The 16,320-nt window shown below is 60.5% G+C and carries 12 protein-coding genes; all 12 read right to left on the reverse strand.

Translation table 11 applies throughout. The features are described from left to right. Positions 1–29: 29 nt before the first annotated feature. Entirely contained in the window at positions 30–914 is an 885-nt protein-coding gene (locus ACZ89R_RS04610; RefSeq protein WP_429546545.1) for a chemotaxis protein CheW, read from the reverse strand. Continuing rightward, entirely contained in the window at positions 911–1,435 is a 525-nt protein-coding gene (locus tag ACZ89R_RS04615; protein ID WP_429546544.1) for a chemotaxis protein CheW, read from the reverse strand. The genes ACZ89R_RS04610 and ACZ89R_RS04615 overlap by 4 nt, the downstream gene beginning before the upstream one ends. 4 nt (positions 1,436–1,439) lie before the next feature. Then, positions 1,440–3,095, reverse strand: a complete 1,656-nt coding sequence (locus ACZ89R_RS04620) for a methyl-accepting chemotaxis protein (protein WP_429547904.1) — start codon at positions 3,093–3,095, stop codon at positions 1,440–1,442. A 63-nt stretch (positions 3,096–3,158) separates the two neighbouring features. Continuing rightward, positions 3,159–5,327, reverse strand: a complete 2,169-nt coding sequence (locus ACZ89R_RS04625) for a chemotaxis protein CheA (protein WP_429546543.1) — start codon at positions 5,325–5,327, stop codon at positions 3,159–3,161. Between the two features lie 13 nt (positions 5,328–5,340). Beyond that, positions 5,341–5,649: an STAS domain-containing protein gene (locus ACZ89R_RS04630; RefSeq protein WP_429546542.1), complete on the reverse strand. Its 309-nt coding sequence runs from the start codon at positions 5,647–5,649 to the stop codon at positions 5,341–5,343. Positions 5,650–5,712: 63 nt separating this feature from the next. Continuing rightward, complete coding sequence (locus tag ACZ89R_RS04635) at positions 5,713–6,081, reverse strand: response regulator (protein WP_429546541.1); 369 nt, start codon at positions 6,079–6,081, stop codon at positions 5,713–5,715. Between the two features lie 8 nt (positions 6,082–6,089). Further along, a complete protein-coding gene (locus ACZ89R_RS04640) occupies positions 6,090–7,184 on the reverse strand; it encodes a methyl-accepting chemotaxis protein (RefSeq protein WP_476241491.1) in 1,095 nt (364 codons plus the stop codon). Positions 7,185–7,630: 446 nt separating this feature from the next. Further along, positions 7,631–8,260 carry a response regulator gene (locus tag ACZ89R_RS04645; protein WP_429546540.1) on the reverse strand — a complete coding sequence of 210 codons (630 nt, stop codon included), beginning with the start codon at positions 8,258–8,260 and terminating at the stop codon, positions 7,631–7,633. Continuing rightward, positions 8,257–12,093, reverse strand: coding sequence for a PAS domain S-box protein (locus ACZ89R_RS04650; protein ID WP_429546539.1), 3,837 nt, complete (start codon positions 12,091–12,093; stop codon positions 8,257–8,259). Before ACZ89R_RS04650 ends, ACZ89R_RS04645 begins: the two co-directional genes overlap by 4 nt. A gap of 182 nt (positions 12,094–12,275) precedes the next feature. After that, complete coding sequence (locus ACZ89R_RS04655) at positions 12,276–13,541, reverse strand: diguanylate cyclase domain-containing protein (protein ID WP_429546538.1); 1,266 nt, start codon at positions 13,539–13,541, stop codon at positions 12,276–12,278. A 4-nt stretch (positions 13,542–13,545) separates the two neighbouring features. Further along, complete coding sequence (locus tag ACZ89R_RS04660) at positions 13,546–14,079, reverse strand: YfiR family protein (RefSeq protein ID WP_429546537.1); 534 nt, start codon at positions 14,077–14,079, stop codon at positions 13,546–13,548. Further along, positions 14,076–15,950: a TonB-dependent receptor plug domain-containing protein gene (locus ACZ89R_RS04665; protein WP_429546536.1), complete on the reverse strand. Its 1,875-nt coding sequence runs from the start codon at positions 15,948–15,950 to the stop codon at positions 14,076–14,078. Before ACZ89R_RS04665 ends, ACZ89R_RS04660 begins: the two co-directional genes overlap by 4 nt. Positions 15,951–16,320: the final 370 nt, after the last annotated feature.

Here is a 16,320-nt window from a genome sequence, read left to right on the forward strand (position 1 = left end):
AAGCTTCGCTGTACTACGGATCGGCTCAGCTATCGCACGGCGTTGGATTGACTTGCCGAGGACCCGGGCGCGACAACCAACAACGTCGTCCTCTGCTCATTGACCGTGACGGTGACGAAGCTGAAGTCGACGCCAACCCGGCTGTCGAAGCGTGTGGTCGGGTCGATCCCGATCGAAGGGATTTGCAGTATTGCGCCCACCCCATCAGCCAGCACCCCGACTCTTTGCAGGTGCTCGCCGACCGGCACTTCCAGGATGGCGATTTTTGTACGCTCCCCGATCAGGGTGGGCCGTCCATGCACCTGAACACCCAGGTCGACCACTGGCACCAAGGCACCGTCCATGACGATTGCCCTGCGAACCGGCCCCGACAGACCAGCCCCGCCAATGAGCCGAGCGCCCTGGATCACGGAATGGACGCTGCTCATGCTCACCGCGAACGCTGCACCACCGAGCATGAAAGACAGGTAAAGCCTGTTGGGGGCAACCTCATCGGCAACCCGACGGGGCGCAACGGCCGCACGGCTGAGCGTTTCACTGTTTTCAAGCATGTGTTCGGTCAGGTCCGCCAGATAAAGCAATTTTTCCGCGAGTTCAGCAGCACTCATCCCTCTCGTCGCCAATGGCAGCGTCTGCTGGAAAACAGCGCGACTCGATTGGTCGCCGATCGGGTCGTTGTCCATCACTGTCACCTCGTCATTGCTTCGCGTACTTAGGTCGCCTCGTGGTTCGGCGGTGTTCCCCGGTAGCGGCGCCAGTTCATCGAGTTCACCTGCGGCAAACGGTTCGATCGACATAGGAGTCTGACGGGCAGTGCGCGAGTAGCCTCGGTAGTAAACAATCAGGGCGACGAGCATCAGCATACCCGGGGTCATGGCAAGGCACAGCCAGAGCGTCAAATCACGGCCAGTCATGCATCGACCGCTCGATCGTCGACCGCACCCTGGAGCACCGCGAGTTCATCCACCGACAGCACGCGTCCGATGTCCAGCAGAATGACAAACCGCCCGCCGACCTTGCCCATGCCCTGGATGAAGTCGCAGCGAATATGCGCGCCGAAGGCCGGCGGCGGTTCGATGTCCGCCGAGGCGATTTCCAGCACTTCATTCACCGCGTCAACCAGTACACCGATCACTTGCTGTTCACCGGCATGGACCACTTCGAGAATGACGATGCAGGTACGCCGGCCGACCTCGGTTTGCTGTCCACCGAAGCGAGCGCCCAGGTCGATGACCGGCACGACCGCCCCCCGCAGGTTGATGACCCCGCGGATACTGGGCGGCATCATCGGAACGCCGGTGAGCCGGCCATGCTCGATGATTTCCATGACGCTGAGGGTGCCAACGGCGAACTGTTCGTCGCCGAGGGTGAACGTCAGGTACTGCCGGGCCTGCGGCGCGGCGTCAGGGTGTTGCGTTTTTATCGACTGGCCCATGCCATTATTCCTCGAAACGCACGAAACCGGCCGGCACAGCCTGGCCGTGACGGCCTGGCCGCCCATTTAGCGCCAGTGGGATCACGTCCTTGCGCGGGGAGGCCGAACGAGTGGAAGACGGGACTGCGCGCTCGTCGCTCCTTTGTTCGTCAAGGCTGAAGAACCCCATGAGCTGCTGCAATTGCTCGGCCTGACCGCTCATTTCTTCGGCGGTGGCAGCCAACTCCTCTGAGGCAGAGGCATTTTGTTGGGTGATCTGGTTGAGCTGATTCATCGCCGTATTGATTTGGCTGACGCCCGAGGACTGCTCTTGGGACGCGGCGGAAATTTCCTGCACCAGGTCACTGGTCTTGGCGATGCCCGGCACGATCTCACCGAGCAGGCTGCCGGCGCGCTCGGCCAGGGCGACGGAGCCCTTGGCGACCTCGCCGATTTCCTGGGCGGCGACCTGGCTGCGCTCGGCCAACTTGCGCACCTCGGCGGCGACCACGGCAAAACCCTTGCCGTGCTCGCCGGCGCGGGCCGCTTCGATGGCAGCGTTGAGCGCGAGCAGATTGGTCTGGTAAGCAATGTCATCGATGATGCCGATTTTCTCGGCGATGCTCTTCATCGCAATGACCGTGTCCTTGACCGCCTCGCCCCCTTCGCGGGCCTGCCGAGAGGCGTTGCCGGCCATGCCGTCGGTCACCCGTGCGTTCTCGGTGTTCTGCTCGATGGAGGCCGACATCTGCTCGACCGAGGCCGACGTTTCCTCGACGCTGGCGGCCTGCTCGCTAGAGGCGTGGCTCATCGACTGGGCAGTGGCGGAGACTTGTTCCGAAGCGCTGCTCAAGGCGTTGGCCGAGCCACGCACCTCGCCGATGATTTGCGACAGCTTCTCGACCATGGCTTTCATGGCGGCGAGCATGCTGCTCGAATCGTTTTGGCGCAGTGGAATCGCCACGTTGAGGTCGCCGGCGGCAATACGCTGGGCAATCTCGGCAGCCAGTTGCGGCTCGCCGCCCAGTTGACGGGTGAGGCTGCGAGTGATCCAGAGAGCCAGGCCAATGCCGATGAGCAGCGCGGCGCCGAGCAACATAAAGGACAGGAGACGGGTCTGATCGTATTCGGCTTGTTCCTGTTTGTCGTTGTCGGCGAAGGAGGCTTCCTGCAATTCGATCATGTCGTTGAGCAATTTGGCATATACGGTTTTTGCCTGGTCCAGGTCACCGTAGAGCAACTCGATCGCTTGATCGTCCAGGCTGGCCGACGCCAGCTCGACGACCTGGTCCACGAACCGCATATAGGCGCCTCGGGCGTTCTGGATACCCTTGAACAGGCTCTGCTCCTGAGCGTTGTCCAGCAACTTCTCCAGAATGTCCATATTCTTTTCCTGGTCCTGACGAATCGCCTGGTAGCGGTCGCGAAGCAGCTTGAGTTGCTGCTCGTCGGACTTGAGGATCAGGTCACGCAAGATGGTACTGGTATCGCTCAAGCCATTGTTGACGTCGTTGCTAACCTGGACTTTGGGATAGGCGTTGCCTGTGATGTCGTCCACGATCATATGAACGTTGAATAGGCCATTCATCCCGGTAAGGGCGAGCGTCAGCATCATCAGAAGCATGACGGCGTAACCCAGACCGAGCTTGGTAGCGACTCTCATGCTGGAAAAAGCGTTCATCATCGAGCTCTCTTTTTATCGGAATAATATTGAGGCGTGTCCGCCATGGAAGATGATCGACAATCAGCCAGGCGCGGCGAACGTCCGTCGTCTCGTTCCCGCGATTCGCTTGATCAATCCAGCAACATCCAGGATCAGCGCCACTTCGCCGTTGCCCAGGATGGTGAAGCCACCCAGGCCACCCAGTTGGCCAAAGAGCTTGCCCAGCGGCTTGATCACCGTCTGGAATTCGCCCAATAGACGATCCACCACGAAACCCGCTCGCTGCCCGGCGAATTGCACCACCACTACGTTTTCCCTGCGCGCAGGCTCCCCTTCGACGTCAAACAGCTCGCGCAGGCGGATGAACGGCAACACCTCGCCACGCAGATTGAGATAGTCCAGCCCGTCATTGGCCGGCAGCTCGATGCACTCCACCACCATGTCCTGTGGGATCACATAGCTGGCGTTGCCGACGCCCACCATGAAACCGTCGATGATCGCCAGCGTCAGTGGCAGGCGAATCCGCAGCGTGGTGCCCTGCCCTTCGATGCTGTCCAGCTCGAGACTGCCGCGCAACGCGGTGATGTTGCGCTTGACCACGTCCATGCCGACGCCGCGCCCGGAGAGGTTGCTGATCTGCTCGGCGGTAGAGAAACCGGGCTCGAAAATCAGGTTGAAGATGTCGTTTTCCGCCAGATGTTGCCCTTCGCCGACCAGCCCGCGCTCGATGGCCTTGCGCAGGATTTTCTCCTTGTGCAAGCCACCGCCGTCGTCAGCGACCTCGATGACGATACTTCCAGCATCGTGATAGGCGTTAAGGCGCAACGTGCCGTGGGCCGGCTTGCCGTGGGCCAGGCGCACCTCGGCGGGTTCGATGCCGTGGTCCATGGCATTGCGGACTAGGTGGGTCAACGGATCACCGATGCGCTCCACCAGGGTCTTGTCCAGCTCGGTCTCGCCGCCGCTGATTTCCAGGCGAATATCCTTGCCCATCTCCCTGGACACATCGCGGACCACCCGTTGGAAACGGTTGAAGGTGGAGCCAATCTGCACCATGCGCAGGGTCAGTGCTGAATCGCGCACTTCTTCCACCAGACGCGCCAGGACCGCCGTGGCTTCCATCAGCTCACTGGCGCCGGTGTTCCTGGCAGCGAGGTTGGCGCCCGCGCCGGCGATGATCAGTTCGCCGATCAGGTTGATCAATTGATCGAGCTTGCCGGCATCCACGCGGATCAGACTGTTCTCGCTTCTGCGGCTGTCTTGGACCTGTGGTGAATTCGATACAGGATCGTCGGGTATCGCAACCGAGATTGGATGCTCGACCGGCACCGGATCGTTCGCCAACGTCGGAGGCGGTGGCGGCTGTTCGAGTGGTCCAGCGGAGGCGGCGGAGGTCAGCGTGCCGCACCGGATGAGCATGATTTCAGCCATACGCTGATGCTCCTCCGGCAGATCCCGAATCAACTGGCTGTACTCGTCGGCCTTGCAGTGCGGCGACAGAATATGCACCTGGCTGTCGTCGCGAATGAACTCGAAGACATTCTCGAGGGTGGCTTGATCGACATCGCCGTGAAAGCCGATCTCGAAGCCCAAGTAACAGCTCTCCGGATCCATCTGTGCCGCGCGGGGCAGATGATCGCTGAGGGTCACAATGTGACAGATTCGCCCTAGCGAGGCCAGGTAACGGATAAACGCCAGGGGGTCCATGCCGTTGCGCAGCAGGTCAATACCGAAACGCAAGGAGATGTGCCAATGGTCGGCACTGCTGGGTTCCTTGCCGCTTTCGATGCCCGGTTCATGCTCGATCGGCGACGCACTGCCCGGCTGGGTGCCGGGGCCTGGCGCCGATTCAGACTCATCGCCCAAAAATCCGCGCAGTACGCCGAGCAGGTTGGCGCCGTTGTCGCGAACGTTCTGCGGCGCGGATTCGTTGCCGTCCGCCACCAGCCTTACCAATTCGCCGATGTGATCGCAGGCCTGAAGGAACAGTACGGTCAACGGCGCGTTGAACTGCAACTGCCGGTCACGAACACGATCCAGCACACTCTCTGCGACGTGGGTGAAGGAAACGATGTCATTCAGACCAAAGAGACCCGCCGAGCCTTTGATGGTATGGGCGGCGCGAAAGATCGCGTTGATCGTGTCGGGGTCGTCCGCCGCCGACTCGATCCGCAGCAAGGCTTGCTCCATCTCTTGCAGCAATTCCAGGCTTTCGACGATGAAGGTCTGCTGTGCGTCGTCCAGGTTCATGAGCATCGCCTTTTCACCACCGGTTCGATTGCAACGGGACAGGGTCACCGAACAGGACGGCTAGATCGCACAGCGCAAACACCTCCAATACCGCTGGGCTGTGATTGGCCAATCGCAGTTGCCGGTTGCGCAAGTTCGCTTCCTTCTTCGCCATGATCAGCAGTTGCAACCCGGCGGTATCCAGTTCCTGTACCCGGCCCAAGTCCAATTCGAGGTCTTCTCCCTGAGCGATCAGATCGTCAAGGCGTGTTTTCCATTCAGCCGCGGTGTAGATGTTCAGCTCGCCCTCGATGAAGAGGCGCTGATGAGCGTTGGGATACATGGTTTGGATTCTCTTCAACCGATGCCGGTCTATCGCGTGCGGCATGGATAGGATTGCGAAATTTCAGGGCAGAACGAGCTTTGACACCGCCGTGAGCATCTGTGCCGGTTGGAAGGGTTTGACCACCCACGCCCTGGCCCCGGCCGCCTGGCCTTCCTGTTTCCTGGCATCGCTCACCTCGGTGGTGAGCATGATGACCGGGGTAAATTTGTAGGTCGGCAACTGCTTGGCCGCCCGGACGAAGGAAAGACCGTCCATGTTCGGCATGTTCACGTCACTGATGATCAGGTGAAGTTTTCGACCGTCGAGTTTGCTCAGGGCGTCTTTGCCGTCGCAGGCTTCAACGGTGTCGTAACCGGCGCTTTTCAAGGCGATGCTGACAACCTGGCGCAGAGACGCGGAGTCGTCGACGATCATGATGGTCTTGGCCATAAGGGCTCCTAGAAAAAGGTGATTTCGGATTCGTTGCCCGTCGAGCCCTGGGCACTGCCCCGGTGCACGTCATGCAGCTCGGGCATCGTGTAGGTTCGGGCCAATTGCTCCAGCCAGGCATCGGCGTCAATCGGTGCTGGAAGCTGGCCCATGGCGCTGGCCCGTTGCCCCTGGGCAAGGTGCTCGTGGAGTTTTTCCAAGTCATTACGGACAAGGCACAGCACTTGGTTGACACGATCCTGGAACTGCAGGCTGACCAGCACCTGGGCTATTTCCTGGCCGACGGACTGGCTTTCCTTGCGCAACTCATGAGAAGAGTCGAAGAGCGTGGTGGTGGCGCCGCGGAAACGTTCGATCACCTGTTCGATGACCTGGCCGGAACGGTTCACGGTGGCTTCGTCCTGCTCGGCATATCGACGAGAGATTTCCAAGGTATTGGCGATGGCCGCACTCACCGTGTTCACCGTGTCGCCGATGCGCTTGCCGGTTTCACCGGACAGGCTCGATAGTTTACGAATTTCATCCGCCACCACGGCGAAACCACGACCAACCTCACCGGCACGGGCGGCCTCGATGGCGGCGTTGAGCGCGACCAGGTTGGTCTGCTTGGCAATATTGCCGACATCCTGAGCCATCGTTTGCAACTGTTCGGTGAGGCTGGAGAGTGCTATCACCTCATGCAAGAGCGTTTCCTTGGTGGTCAATGCGGCGCGCAACGAAGCGATGATTGCATCGAGTTCCCGCTGGCTGGTACCGAATAACTCGACCAGCCCCCCTTCCGCCCCCGCGCCATCCTGCGCGTCCGAAACAGCCCGCTCGACACGCATGGATATATCGGCAAAGCGCGCCGCCAACGTGGTGATAGCCTCTTCAGTGTGGCTGCGGGCGACTTCGATCTGGCCAACCCATATCGGCAGCACGCCTTGGCATACCGGTTCCAGGCCACAGCGACACAGGGGTACGGGGGATTGCTGCGCTTGTCGCTCATGGTCGATTGAATCGATCGCGATACGTAGGGCATGGTTACGCGAGTGGTAATAAAAAGCCGTAGCCACGCCCAGCGCCAAAAGCAGAACGGCAAGCCCTACGGCCTGCATGTCCATCACTCCGCCCGCCAGTACACAGGCAGCTCCCAGGATCGCCAGCAGCACAAATGCGATTGGAGCACCCGACGCGTCGGGAACCTGGGTATTGATTGTTGCGCTCAATGTGGACTCTCCATCCGACGACCGGAACTGACAGCAGAGGCGAACGCCGGCAGTCTTGCGTCAAAAAATCTGGCAGCAAAATGCCACCCACCCATCATGAAGAACCGGGGTATACCGCGACCATCGGACCAGGCTGGTTTTACTGTAGGCGCCTCGGCGAATTCGGTAGGAATCGCCCTACTTCACTTCATGTTCCTGGGCGCTACGGATGGCGGTAAGGAAGGCATAAAAGAGATGCCCGGGGCGCCCGGCGTCGAGCGTCCCGATCAGGTGGGCAATGGGTGCCCGGAAGGTTTTCAGCGGTGGTTTTCCGAATGAAACAGAGGTAACACCCTGATGACTCAGAGCACCCCATGCTTGATGGCATAGCGAACGATATCGGCCGTGCTGGTGAAGCCCATTTTTTCCATCAGGCGCGCCTTGTGAGTGCTGACGGTCTTGTGACTGATCGCCAGTTCCGCCGCGATCCGCGAGACGCTCAACCCCTGGGCAAGTTGGCGCATGACCTGCAGTTCCCGATCGGTGAGTCCATCGTGCTGGCTAAGCGGGCCCAACCCGCTGGCCGCAAACGCCATTTGCTCGGCCAGCCCGGCATCGATGTATCGGCCTCCAGCCGCCACCCGGCGAATCGCCGCGAGCAGGGTTTCGGGGTCACGGTCCTTGGTCAGGTAGCCTGAAGCCCCCGACCTGAACGCGCGCTGGGCAATCTGCACTTCGTTGTGCATGCTCAGCACCAGGATCGGCAACTTCGGATAGCGAAAGCGAATGCGCGCCACCAGATCGTCGCCGCAGATGCCCGGCATGCTCATGTCGAGCAGCAGCAGGTCGATGTCGGTCACTCGCAGTTGCTCGAGCAGCATCGCACCGTTTTCCGCTTCGGCGACAACCCGCACATCGGCCGCCAGGGCGAACAGTTGCTTCAGGCCTTCACGCATGATGGCGTGATCGTCAGTGATCATCAGTCGTATCATAGGAGTTCCGGGCCCGGCTGAAAGGGAATGTACACTCGGACACGGGTCCCCTGTCCGGGTGCACTGTCAATGATTACCGTTCCACCTACCATGTGCCCGCGCTCGCGCATGCCGAGCAAGCCCAACGTGCCCTTGGGCAATTGCTGGGGATCGAAGCCCCGGCCGTCGTCACACACCACGATCTGCAAGTGCTCGGCATCGTGCTCCAGGTGAATGTTCACTCGGCTAGCGTGGGAGTGGCGACCTACATTGGTCAGCGACTCCTGGATCACCCGGAAGATCGCAGTAGCACGTTCGTCATCGAGCGCCAGTCGAGTCGAGGGCGCCCTGAGCCGACAATCGATACCGGTACTGTGGATGAACTCGGACACCAGCCATTCCAGAGCAGAGGTCAGGCCCATGTTGAGCGCGGAGGGGCGCAGGCTGGTGGCGACGTTGCGCACGACCTGAAGTATTTCGTCAACCCGCAGCATCAACGCCTGGATACGTTCCACCAACAGGGGCTGATCATTGCCGAATTGCAGGCGCAGCAACGAAATGCCCATTCGCAACGCGGACAGTTGCTGCCCCAGCTCGTCATGGATCTCCCGAGCGATGTGCTTGCGCTCTTCCTCGCGCGTAGTTTCGCGACGACTGGACAGAAGACGCAACTGCGCGTGGGATTCCTTGAGACGTCGTTCCGCCGCGCGCCAGGCGCTGACGTTGCGACCGACTGTGAGAATACCGACAAGTGCTCCGCTCTGATCGCGCTCTGGCACCAGACGGACCTGATAACAGACCGGCTCTGAGTCCTGCCCTGCCGGCATGTCCAGCGTCAGCTCCGCTTCGCCGGCTTGACCGCTGCGCAGGACCTGCTCGACCCTGCTCTGAAAAGATCGCGCCAGACCCGAACGGGGCGATACCTGTCTGAAGGTTCTGCCGAGCAGAGCCCCCTGCGACAGATCGAGCATGCCTTCCATCGCCGGATTGACATACATGAAGCGGCACTTCGAATCGAACCGGGCAATGACGTCAGGGGTGTTATCGAAAATGTCCCGGTAGCGCTTCTCGCTTTCGCGCAGCAGCGTCTCGGCGTAGTTGCGCTCGATGGCGATGGCAGCCAGATGGCTGGCCTGATAAATCAATTTGAGGTCGCTGTCGGTTGGTCGGCCCGGGCGGCGTAAAAAGATGCTGAAGAGACCCAAGACCTTCCCGGAAGAGCCTTTGATCGGCTCCGACCAACAGGCTCGCAATCCGGTCTTGACAGCTGACTCTCTGATGGCCGCGCAGCAACGATACACACTCAGGTCTTCGACGATAATCGTAGTGTTGCGCCAGCCGGCTGTGTCGTCCTCCTCCGAGATGTCAATATCTCCTACCGCCTGTAGATAATCACCCGGCACGCTTGGCGCGGTAATGAGGCGCAAGTAGCGTGCATCAGCGCTCACCAACCTGATACAGGCGAGGAACTCCGGCCGGGCCTGCTCGATATAAGCCGTCACCCGCGATAAGACCTCAGCCAGCGGAGCACCCCGCACCAACCGTTCGAAAATGCCCAGCCGCGCCTCCTCCAGACGTTCGTGACGCTTGAGTGCGGTGATGTCGTACCCCTTGGCCAGGACACTGGTCACCGATCCGTCCGCGCCTCGCTCAGCGTTTATCTGGAAGCCGTGCACAACCATCTCTCCGCTTGCAGCGTTCGGCCATTCCAGGACGGTTTCCAGCGGTTCGCCGGTACGTATCACCTGACGCAGCAGCGCCAGGTAGTCCGTCACCGCCATGTTGGCGGTCCAGCCATCCTCGACCGGCATCTTTAGCGCTCGGGCAGCCGGTATACCCGTATACCGCTCGAAAGCAGGATTGACGTAAGTGCGCCGACAATCGAGGTCGTAACGGATGATCAGGTTCAACGAGTTCTCCGCCAGCGCACGGAATTGCTGCTCGCTGGTCAGCAGGCGGGTCTCCATGCGCTTGCGCTCGCTAATATCGCGACTGATCCCGACGATGCGATAAATATGTCCCTGCTCGTCGCGCACGGGAATGAACGTCGAATGGAGGGACACCGCCCCGGCCGGAAGATCGATTTCGGTGCTCCACTCGATGATTTCGCCACGGGCCAGGCAACTCATCAAACCTTCCATGACCTTTTGCCCCGCCTGCGGCACGACCTCCCCCAGGCAGCGACCGATCAATTGCCGGCGGTCGAGCCCCGACACACGCTCAAAGGCTGCATTGACCTCCATGTAGCGGAACTGTCGATCTTCGGTGATTTCCAGCAGATAGAGGCAGTCGGAGCTGTTGTCGAAGACTTCCCGATAGCGCTTCTCGCTTTCCTGCCGCGCCGAGTGCAGGCGCCTGCGCTCGGTGATGTCACGGGCCAGTTCCAGGCTGTAGCTCTGGCCGTCCAGCTCAAGATAGGTGACGCTCAGTTCGACAGGAAAAATGCGCCCATCCCTAGCCCGATGACGACTTTCAATGATTTCAGGGGTGCCCCGCGCAGCGTAGCTCCAATCTTCCAATATCTGCTCATTCGTCCAGTCCGGATCTATTTCGGCGACCGTCATGCCGAGCAGTTCCGTGCGACTGTAACCCAGGCTTCGACAAGCTTCGTCGTTGACATAGCGAAACCGGGCCTGACGGTCGATCAGGTAGGCGGCCTCGTGTACATGGCTGAGGGCAAGGTCCAGCAAGGACAGGTGCTCTTCAGCTTTGAGAAGACGGCTGAGGTCTTCGATCTGGACGACGAAATACAAGGGCGTGGCGTCGCCGCTACGTATCGCACTGACGGTCAGTTGAACCCTCACATATTCGCCGTTGCGGTGCCGATATCGCTTGTCCATTCGCAGGTAGGAAACACCCTCCCTGGCGAGGAGCCGCCCCCAGTCCTGCTCCTCGGAAAAATCATCCGGATGAGTCAACGCCTGGCTGCTGGTTTGGAGCAGGTCGTCTTCCTCGCGACCGAGCAATTGGCAGAGATAGCGATTGACGCGCAACCAGCGCCCGTCGAGCCCCAGCAAGGCCATGCCGATGGCAACAGACTCGAAGGCCAGGCGAAAACGTTCTTCGCTGTCCATCAACGCCTGTTCGATGCGTTTACGCTCACTGATATCGTGCAGGAAACCGAACCAGATAATCGAGCCATCCGCCTCCAGCGTTGGTGTAAAACGCCCCTCGAGCCAGATCTCACCCTTTATCGGATGGCGAACCCGGTATTCGCACTGCCAGGGACACAACGTGCGTGCCGACTCAGCGATCGACGCCTGGACGCGAGCGAGATCCTCGGTATGAATACGTTCAAACAGGATATTGACGTCGCGTTTGAGCTCGTCCGTGGTCACCCCGTAATATTCTTCGTAACCCGGCGATGCCCAAGGCATGGATACCTTGCCATCGCGCCCCAGTCGAAAAGTGCCGATGATGCCCGGCGCCGTTTCCACGATCCGCTGCAGCCACTGGTCCTGCTCCAGGCATCTGCCCAGGCTTCGAGCCGCTGCACATGGGTCGATCTCACAAAGGAGCCATTCGTCGACCGCAGTCGACTTCGTGCGCCCGAGCAGCACGCTGCCGTCCTGGTGCCGATAGCGCAGTTCAACCGGTCCGCTGGCGAAGTGAGCCGGCAAGACTCGACCATCCACGGCGCGCGGGAACTGGCCGCCCGGGTCTTGGAGCAACGTCTGGAACTCGACGGCGAGCAATTGCGCCGGCGCGTAGCCCAACAGCTCGGCAAAAACGCCGTTGGCTTTCAATATCCGGCCCTGGCCATCCAATAGCACCAGCGCCGCTGAAACCAGGTCGAAGACGGCATCGAAGAGTCGGGCGTGCACCATCCGTGGGGGAGAAATATCCGTTTCCATAGAGAGCTTCATCGGCACTTCGCTCTAAAGTTACTTATGGACAAGGACCGGTCGATTTTCGGTCGGTGACGGCGCAAGCTCATCAGGACCTGCCCCGAGTATGGTGGATCGTTCGCCTTTCTGTCATAAGACTAAACGCCAAAGTGATGAATGCCCGGTATTCGATCGACCAATCGACAGACTCAGGCATTTTCCGAGTCGTGATCATATAAATGATAGTTGTTCTTACCGCTGCCCTTGGCTTGATACATGGCGATATCCGCCTTGCGCAGAAGACTGGCGGTGTCCGTGGCATGATCAGGGCACAGACTGATACCCAGGCTGGCGCCGACGCCGATCCGCCGACCATCAACGTAGAACGGGCTGGACAGCGCGGCGACGATATTGGACGCGACTTGCCCGGCCTGGTCGGCACTGACCTCATTTTCCAGGATGACGGCGAACTCGTCGCCGCCGATTCGACACACCACATCGGTGCTGCGCAATGTTTCCCGCAGGCGCTCGGCGACCAAGATCAGCAGACTGTCGCCGGTCTCGTGGCCAAGCGTATCGTTGACAATCTTGAAGTCATCGAGGTCGATGAACAGCACCGCACAGGACGTAGCGTAGCGCGTCACCTCCGCGACGGCGGTCTCGAGCTTTTCCTTGAAATAATGGCGGTTGTACAGCCCGGTCACAGGATCTTGATAGGCCAACTGGTTTAGCTGCTGCTGCGCCAGTCGACGCTGTTGCAGCTCGGCACTGATGCGTGCGTCGTGACTTTCGAGCTGGTCCATCATGTCATTGAAACTGCGAGCGAGCCGGCCGGTCTCGTCACTGCCATATACCGTCGCTCGCAGACTGAAATCCTGATAAGTGCGCACCCGCTCGGTCAGTTTTACCAGGTTCTGCAACGGGCGCACGATACCGGACGCCATTCGCCGAGAGAAAATGAAGGACAGGAACAACCCCACCACGGCCGCCAGCCCACCGAACAAGGCCTGCACCGCCAGGCGCCGATAGAGCGAGGCAAAGCTTGCATGCACCGCGACACTGCCGATGACCTGGCCATGGAGCGCTACCGGCCGACGCACCAGCAGGGACTGCCAGCCGATTTCTTCAATCCCATCGTGATTCACAACCTCCTCGGTCGTGTCACGCCGATAGATCGCCAGCTCATGCCCATCATTCAGCGCGAACGCTGCCCAAGTGATATCCGGGACGTGTTGGAGGGAGGCCAGTGTTTCGTAGGCCTCGTCGGCATTTCCGAACACAATCGCCGCCGAGCCATTACTGCCGACCACCATGGCGTGCGCCGTGATGCCCTCCGCCAGGGCCTGGCGCTGATTAACAAATTGGTAGCTCAGCAGCATCACCAACAGCACCATCATGGCGGCCGAGGTCAACTTCAATCCAGTGTGAGTGACCTTGTCGCGCAAAGAGAGATCCTCGAAACGTAGACGGGACATGCGCTCAGGACCTGTCCGCAACGAAGCTGGCGAGCTTGAGCAACCGAGAGCTGAGGCTCAGGCGTGCGTGGCGCGCCGCAATCAGGTTGACGTCGAACACAATGTGCTGGCCCTGGCGTCGCATCTCTATCATGACCCCCTGATCGGCGAATCCGGCCGCATCGGTGATGGTCAGCACCGGCGTCGCGGCCAGTTGCCGGAGCAGAGCGTCAAGGGAGCGACGGTTGTGTTCATCGATATAAAGAACCTGGCAGCCCGTAAACGGATCATCAGGCAGAACCCGGCGCATGGTGATGGGCAGGCCGTTCTGGACACGCTTGCCTTGCAACTGGGCGAGTTCATCGTCCAACGGCGTGGTGCCAAGCACGCACAATTGAAAATTGACATCAGGCAGCGATGGCCACTCGGCGAACAGGGCAAAATTGTATAGATAGGCCGCTTTCATGGCGCGCTCGCCCACCACCGAGTCGGCCCTTACCACCTGGGTGGGCAGACACAGGACAACCAAGACCAACAGGTGGCGCACGGCGATCTTCATGGGAACGCATACCCCACGCTAAACCACAGGCTGCGCTCACCGCGCTCGGACAAATCGGCGCTGCTCTCGACGTCGAAGAGCGACGCATCGAGATAACGCCGGTCAAAAAGATTGCGTACCGCGGCGGTGACACTCACCCCAGGCACGACATCCCGACTGGTGAAGGTCAGGTCGGTGATCGTATAGCCGCCGGCGCTGATCCCCGTAGCGACCAGCCTGCGCCCCACGTATCGGGCAGCGAGACTGGCTCGCAAGCGCTCCTGTGCCAGAGGCACCGACACCTGCAGCTTGCTCAAGTGTCTGGGCGAATTTACCTGATCACGGCCAAGGTTGTCCTGCGAGCGCTGCACAGTGTGGCTACCCCTCAGTTGAACCTCATGCCACTGCCACTGGGCTTCGAGTTCGGCGCCTTGCGTGTCGATCCGCTCCAGCGAAGGCTGCGAGAAACGACCGATGGGATCGGTAATGCGATAACGATAGAGGGTGCCCAGTAAACGGAAGTCGCCACGGCGATGATCAGCCACGAACTCGGTGGTGGTGACGCGCTCTGACTGCACGCCGGGTAGGTCATTAAAGGTCGTCTCGTTCCGGCTCGCGAAGCGGGTCGCGCTGCCATGGGACAACGACAGGCTGGTGTTCGTCAGGCCGGTGTAGAGCAAGGCCACCCTAGGGTTGCTGCGCGTCACCGAATCCTGGCCGCTGCGTTGGTCCACGCGCATGCCCAGGTTCAGGCTAAGGTCATGGCGCAGGGCGATTTCATCCTGGGCGTAAAGGCTGAACGTCTGAGTCGACGTCTCGCTGTGATCTGTTTCGTGTTCATCGCGGCGGGGAAAATACTGGTGTATTTGCTGGTCCTGCCGGTAGTCGTTACGGTATTCACTGCCCAGCACCAGGCGATGCCCGGAAAGGGCCACGCTGCTGATCGTGCCCTCCAGATCCCACCACCGGCCGTCCGCGCGAATGTCCTCGATGAAATGGCGCCCATCGTCGATGGGCTCGCGATAGGCGCTGCGGTAAAGATAACGGCCGTGAGAGAGCCGGACGGATGAGCGCAAACTCCCGAAGTCGGTGTCGTGGCCAAGCTTCAAGAAGTCGTTGCGGTCGGAAAAGTCCCAATGGGAATCGAGGGGAATCGTCAGCTCCTGTTGCCTGCGCTCGACGAATGCGCCCTCGACGCTCCAGGCATCCTGAGAACCCTTGATGAACAACCGCTGCCCGCCTTCGTCATCGTGCAGGACGCCGTCGGCGAGCGGCGTGTCAGGAAGTTCGGCTTGGGACGCCGAGGTCGAGACCAGCCACTCCCCGCCGTTGTCCAGACGCGTGCCCCAACTGGCGCGAACCTTGCGACCCTGGTTCGAGCCGGCGGTCAGGGCGACCTGGCTGCCGTCCAGATCGCGCCCCCTGAGGGTCACGACGTTGATCACGCCAAGAAAGGCACCATTGCCGTACAGCGCCGAGCCCGGGCCTGGCGCGTACTCGACCCGGTCGATCAGCTCGGTGTCGAGCAGCCCATCCTCGCCGAGGTAAATCTGGTTGAAGATGTTGTCGGCAACCGGCTGGCCATCGATACGCAACATGACGCGTCCCGCATACTCGCCAGGCGCGCCATAGCCACGCCCACCCAGAAAATAGTAAGCGCCGTCGAAACCGATGTTGAGGCCGCGCATGTTATTCAGGATCTCGCCCAGCGTCCTGTAGCCGAAGCGGTGTATTTCTTCGGCCGTGATCACCGAGACGGCCGAGGGCGCATCGGTGAGCTGCTGTGAGAATTGAGCCGCGCCCACGACTTTGGTCTCGAGCAGTTGCTCGAAGGGAATGACGGTCAAATCCTGGGCCGCCGCCACCCGCGCCAACAGCCATATGCCCGACACGCAGAGGCTCTGCAAAGTGTACCGGGTCAGCAGCGTAGTGGTGCGGGGCGATGACATGATCTGGATAGAGGTCTCTGGGACTGGAAACTCAATCTCTTCGTTCGGCTTGCCGCTTCGGGGGAAGCCGGGCCATCTGGGGAAGCTGAGCGGACGCGTTGCACTGAACCGTACGACTCTCCACTCATAGTGAATCATTGCATCGAGCAGGTGATGGCAGAATGCCCTGGCTCGACAGGTAACACCATCGGCCAAAGCCTATATTTACCTAAGGAAACAGGGACTTGATGTAGGGGTTGCCCTACCAGCGCGCCGCGCCAAAGAAGAGGTCACGCGTCATCGTACCCAAGCCACGCCGGAAATGATCCGGCAG

It is taken from the genome of Pseudomonas sp. TE3728 (genome assembly GCF_056279145.1).

Bases quoted from the DNA above. Each gene is read 5' to 3' on its own strand.
- ACZ89R_RS04610 (WP_429546545.1), bottom strand. From the start codon at position 914: ATGACTGGCCGTGATTTGACGCTCTGGCTGTGCCTTGCCATGACCCCG.
- ACZ89R_RS04615 (WP_429546544.1), bottom strand. From the start codon at position 1,435: ATGGGCCAGTCGATAAAAACGCAACACCCTGACGCCGCGCCGCAGGCC.
- ACZ89R_RS04620 (WP_429547904.1), bottom strand. From the start codon at position 3,095: ATGAACGCTTTTTCCAGCATGAGAGTCGCTACCAAGCTCGGTCTGGGT.
- ACZ89R_RS04625 (WP_429546543.1), bottom strand. From the start codon at position 5,327: ATGAACCTGGACGACGCACAGCAGACCTTCATCGTCGAAAGCCTGGAA.
- ACZ89R_RS04630 (WP_429546542.1), bottom strand. From the start codon at position 5,649: ATGTATCCCAACGCTCATCAGCGCCTCTTCATCGAGGGCGAGCTGAAC.
- ACZ89R_RS04635 (WP_429546541.1), bottom strand. From the start codon at position 6,081: ATGGCCAAGACCATCATGATCGTCGACGACTCCGCGTCTCTGCGCCAG.
- ACZ89R_RS04640 (WP_476241491.1), bottom strand. From the start codon at position 7,184: ATGGACATGCAGGCCGTAGGGCTTGCCGTTCTGCTTTTGGCGCTGGGC.
- ACZ89R_RS04645 (WP_429546540.1), bottom strand. From the start codon at position 8,260: ATGATACGACTGATGATCACTGACGATCACGCCATCATGCGTGAAGGC.
- ACZ89R_RS04650 (WP_429546539.1), bottom strand. From the start codon at position 12,093: ATGGAAACGGATATTTCTCCCCCACGGATGGTGCACGCCCGACTCTTC.
- ACZ89R_RS04655 (WP_429546538.1), bottom strand. From the start codon at position 13,541: ATGTCCCGTCTACGTTTCGAGGATCTCTCTTTGCGCGACAAGGTCACT.
- ACZ89R_RS04660 (WP_429546537.1), bottom strand. From the start codon at position 14,079: ATGAAGATCGCCGTGCGCCACCTGTTGGTCTTGGTTGTCCTGTGTCTG.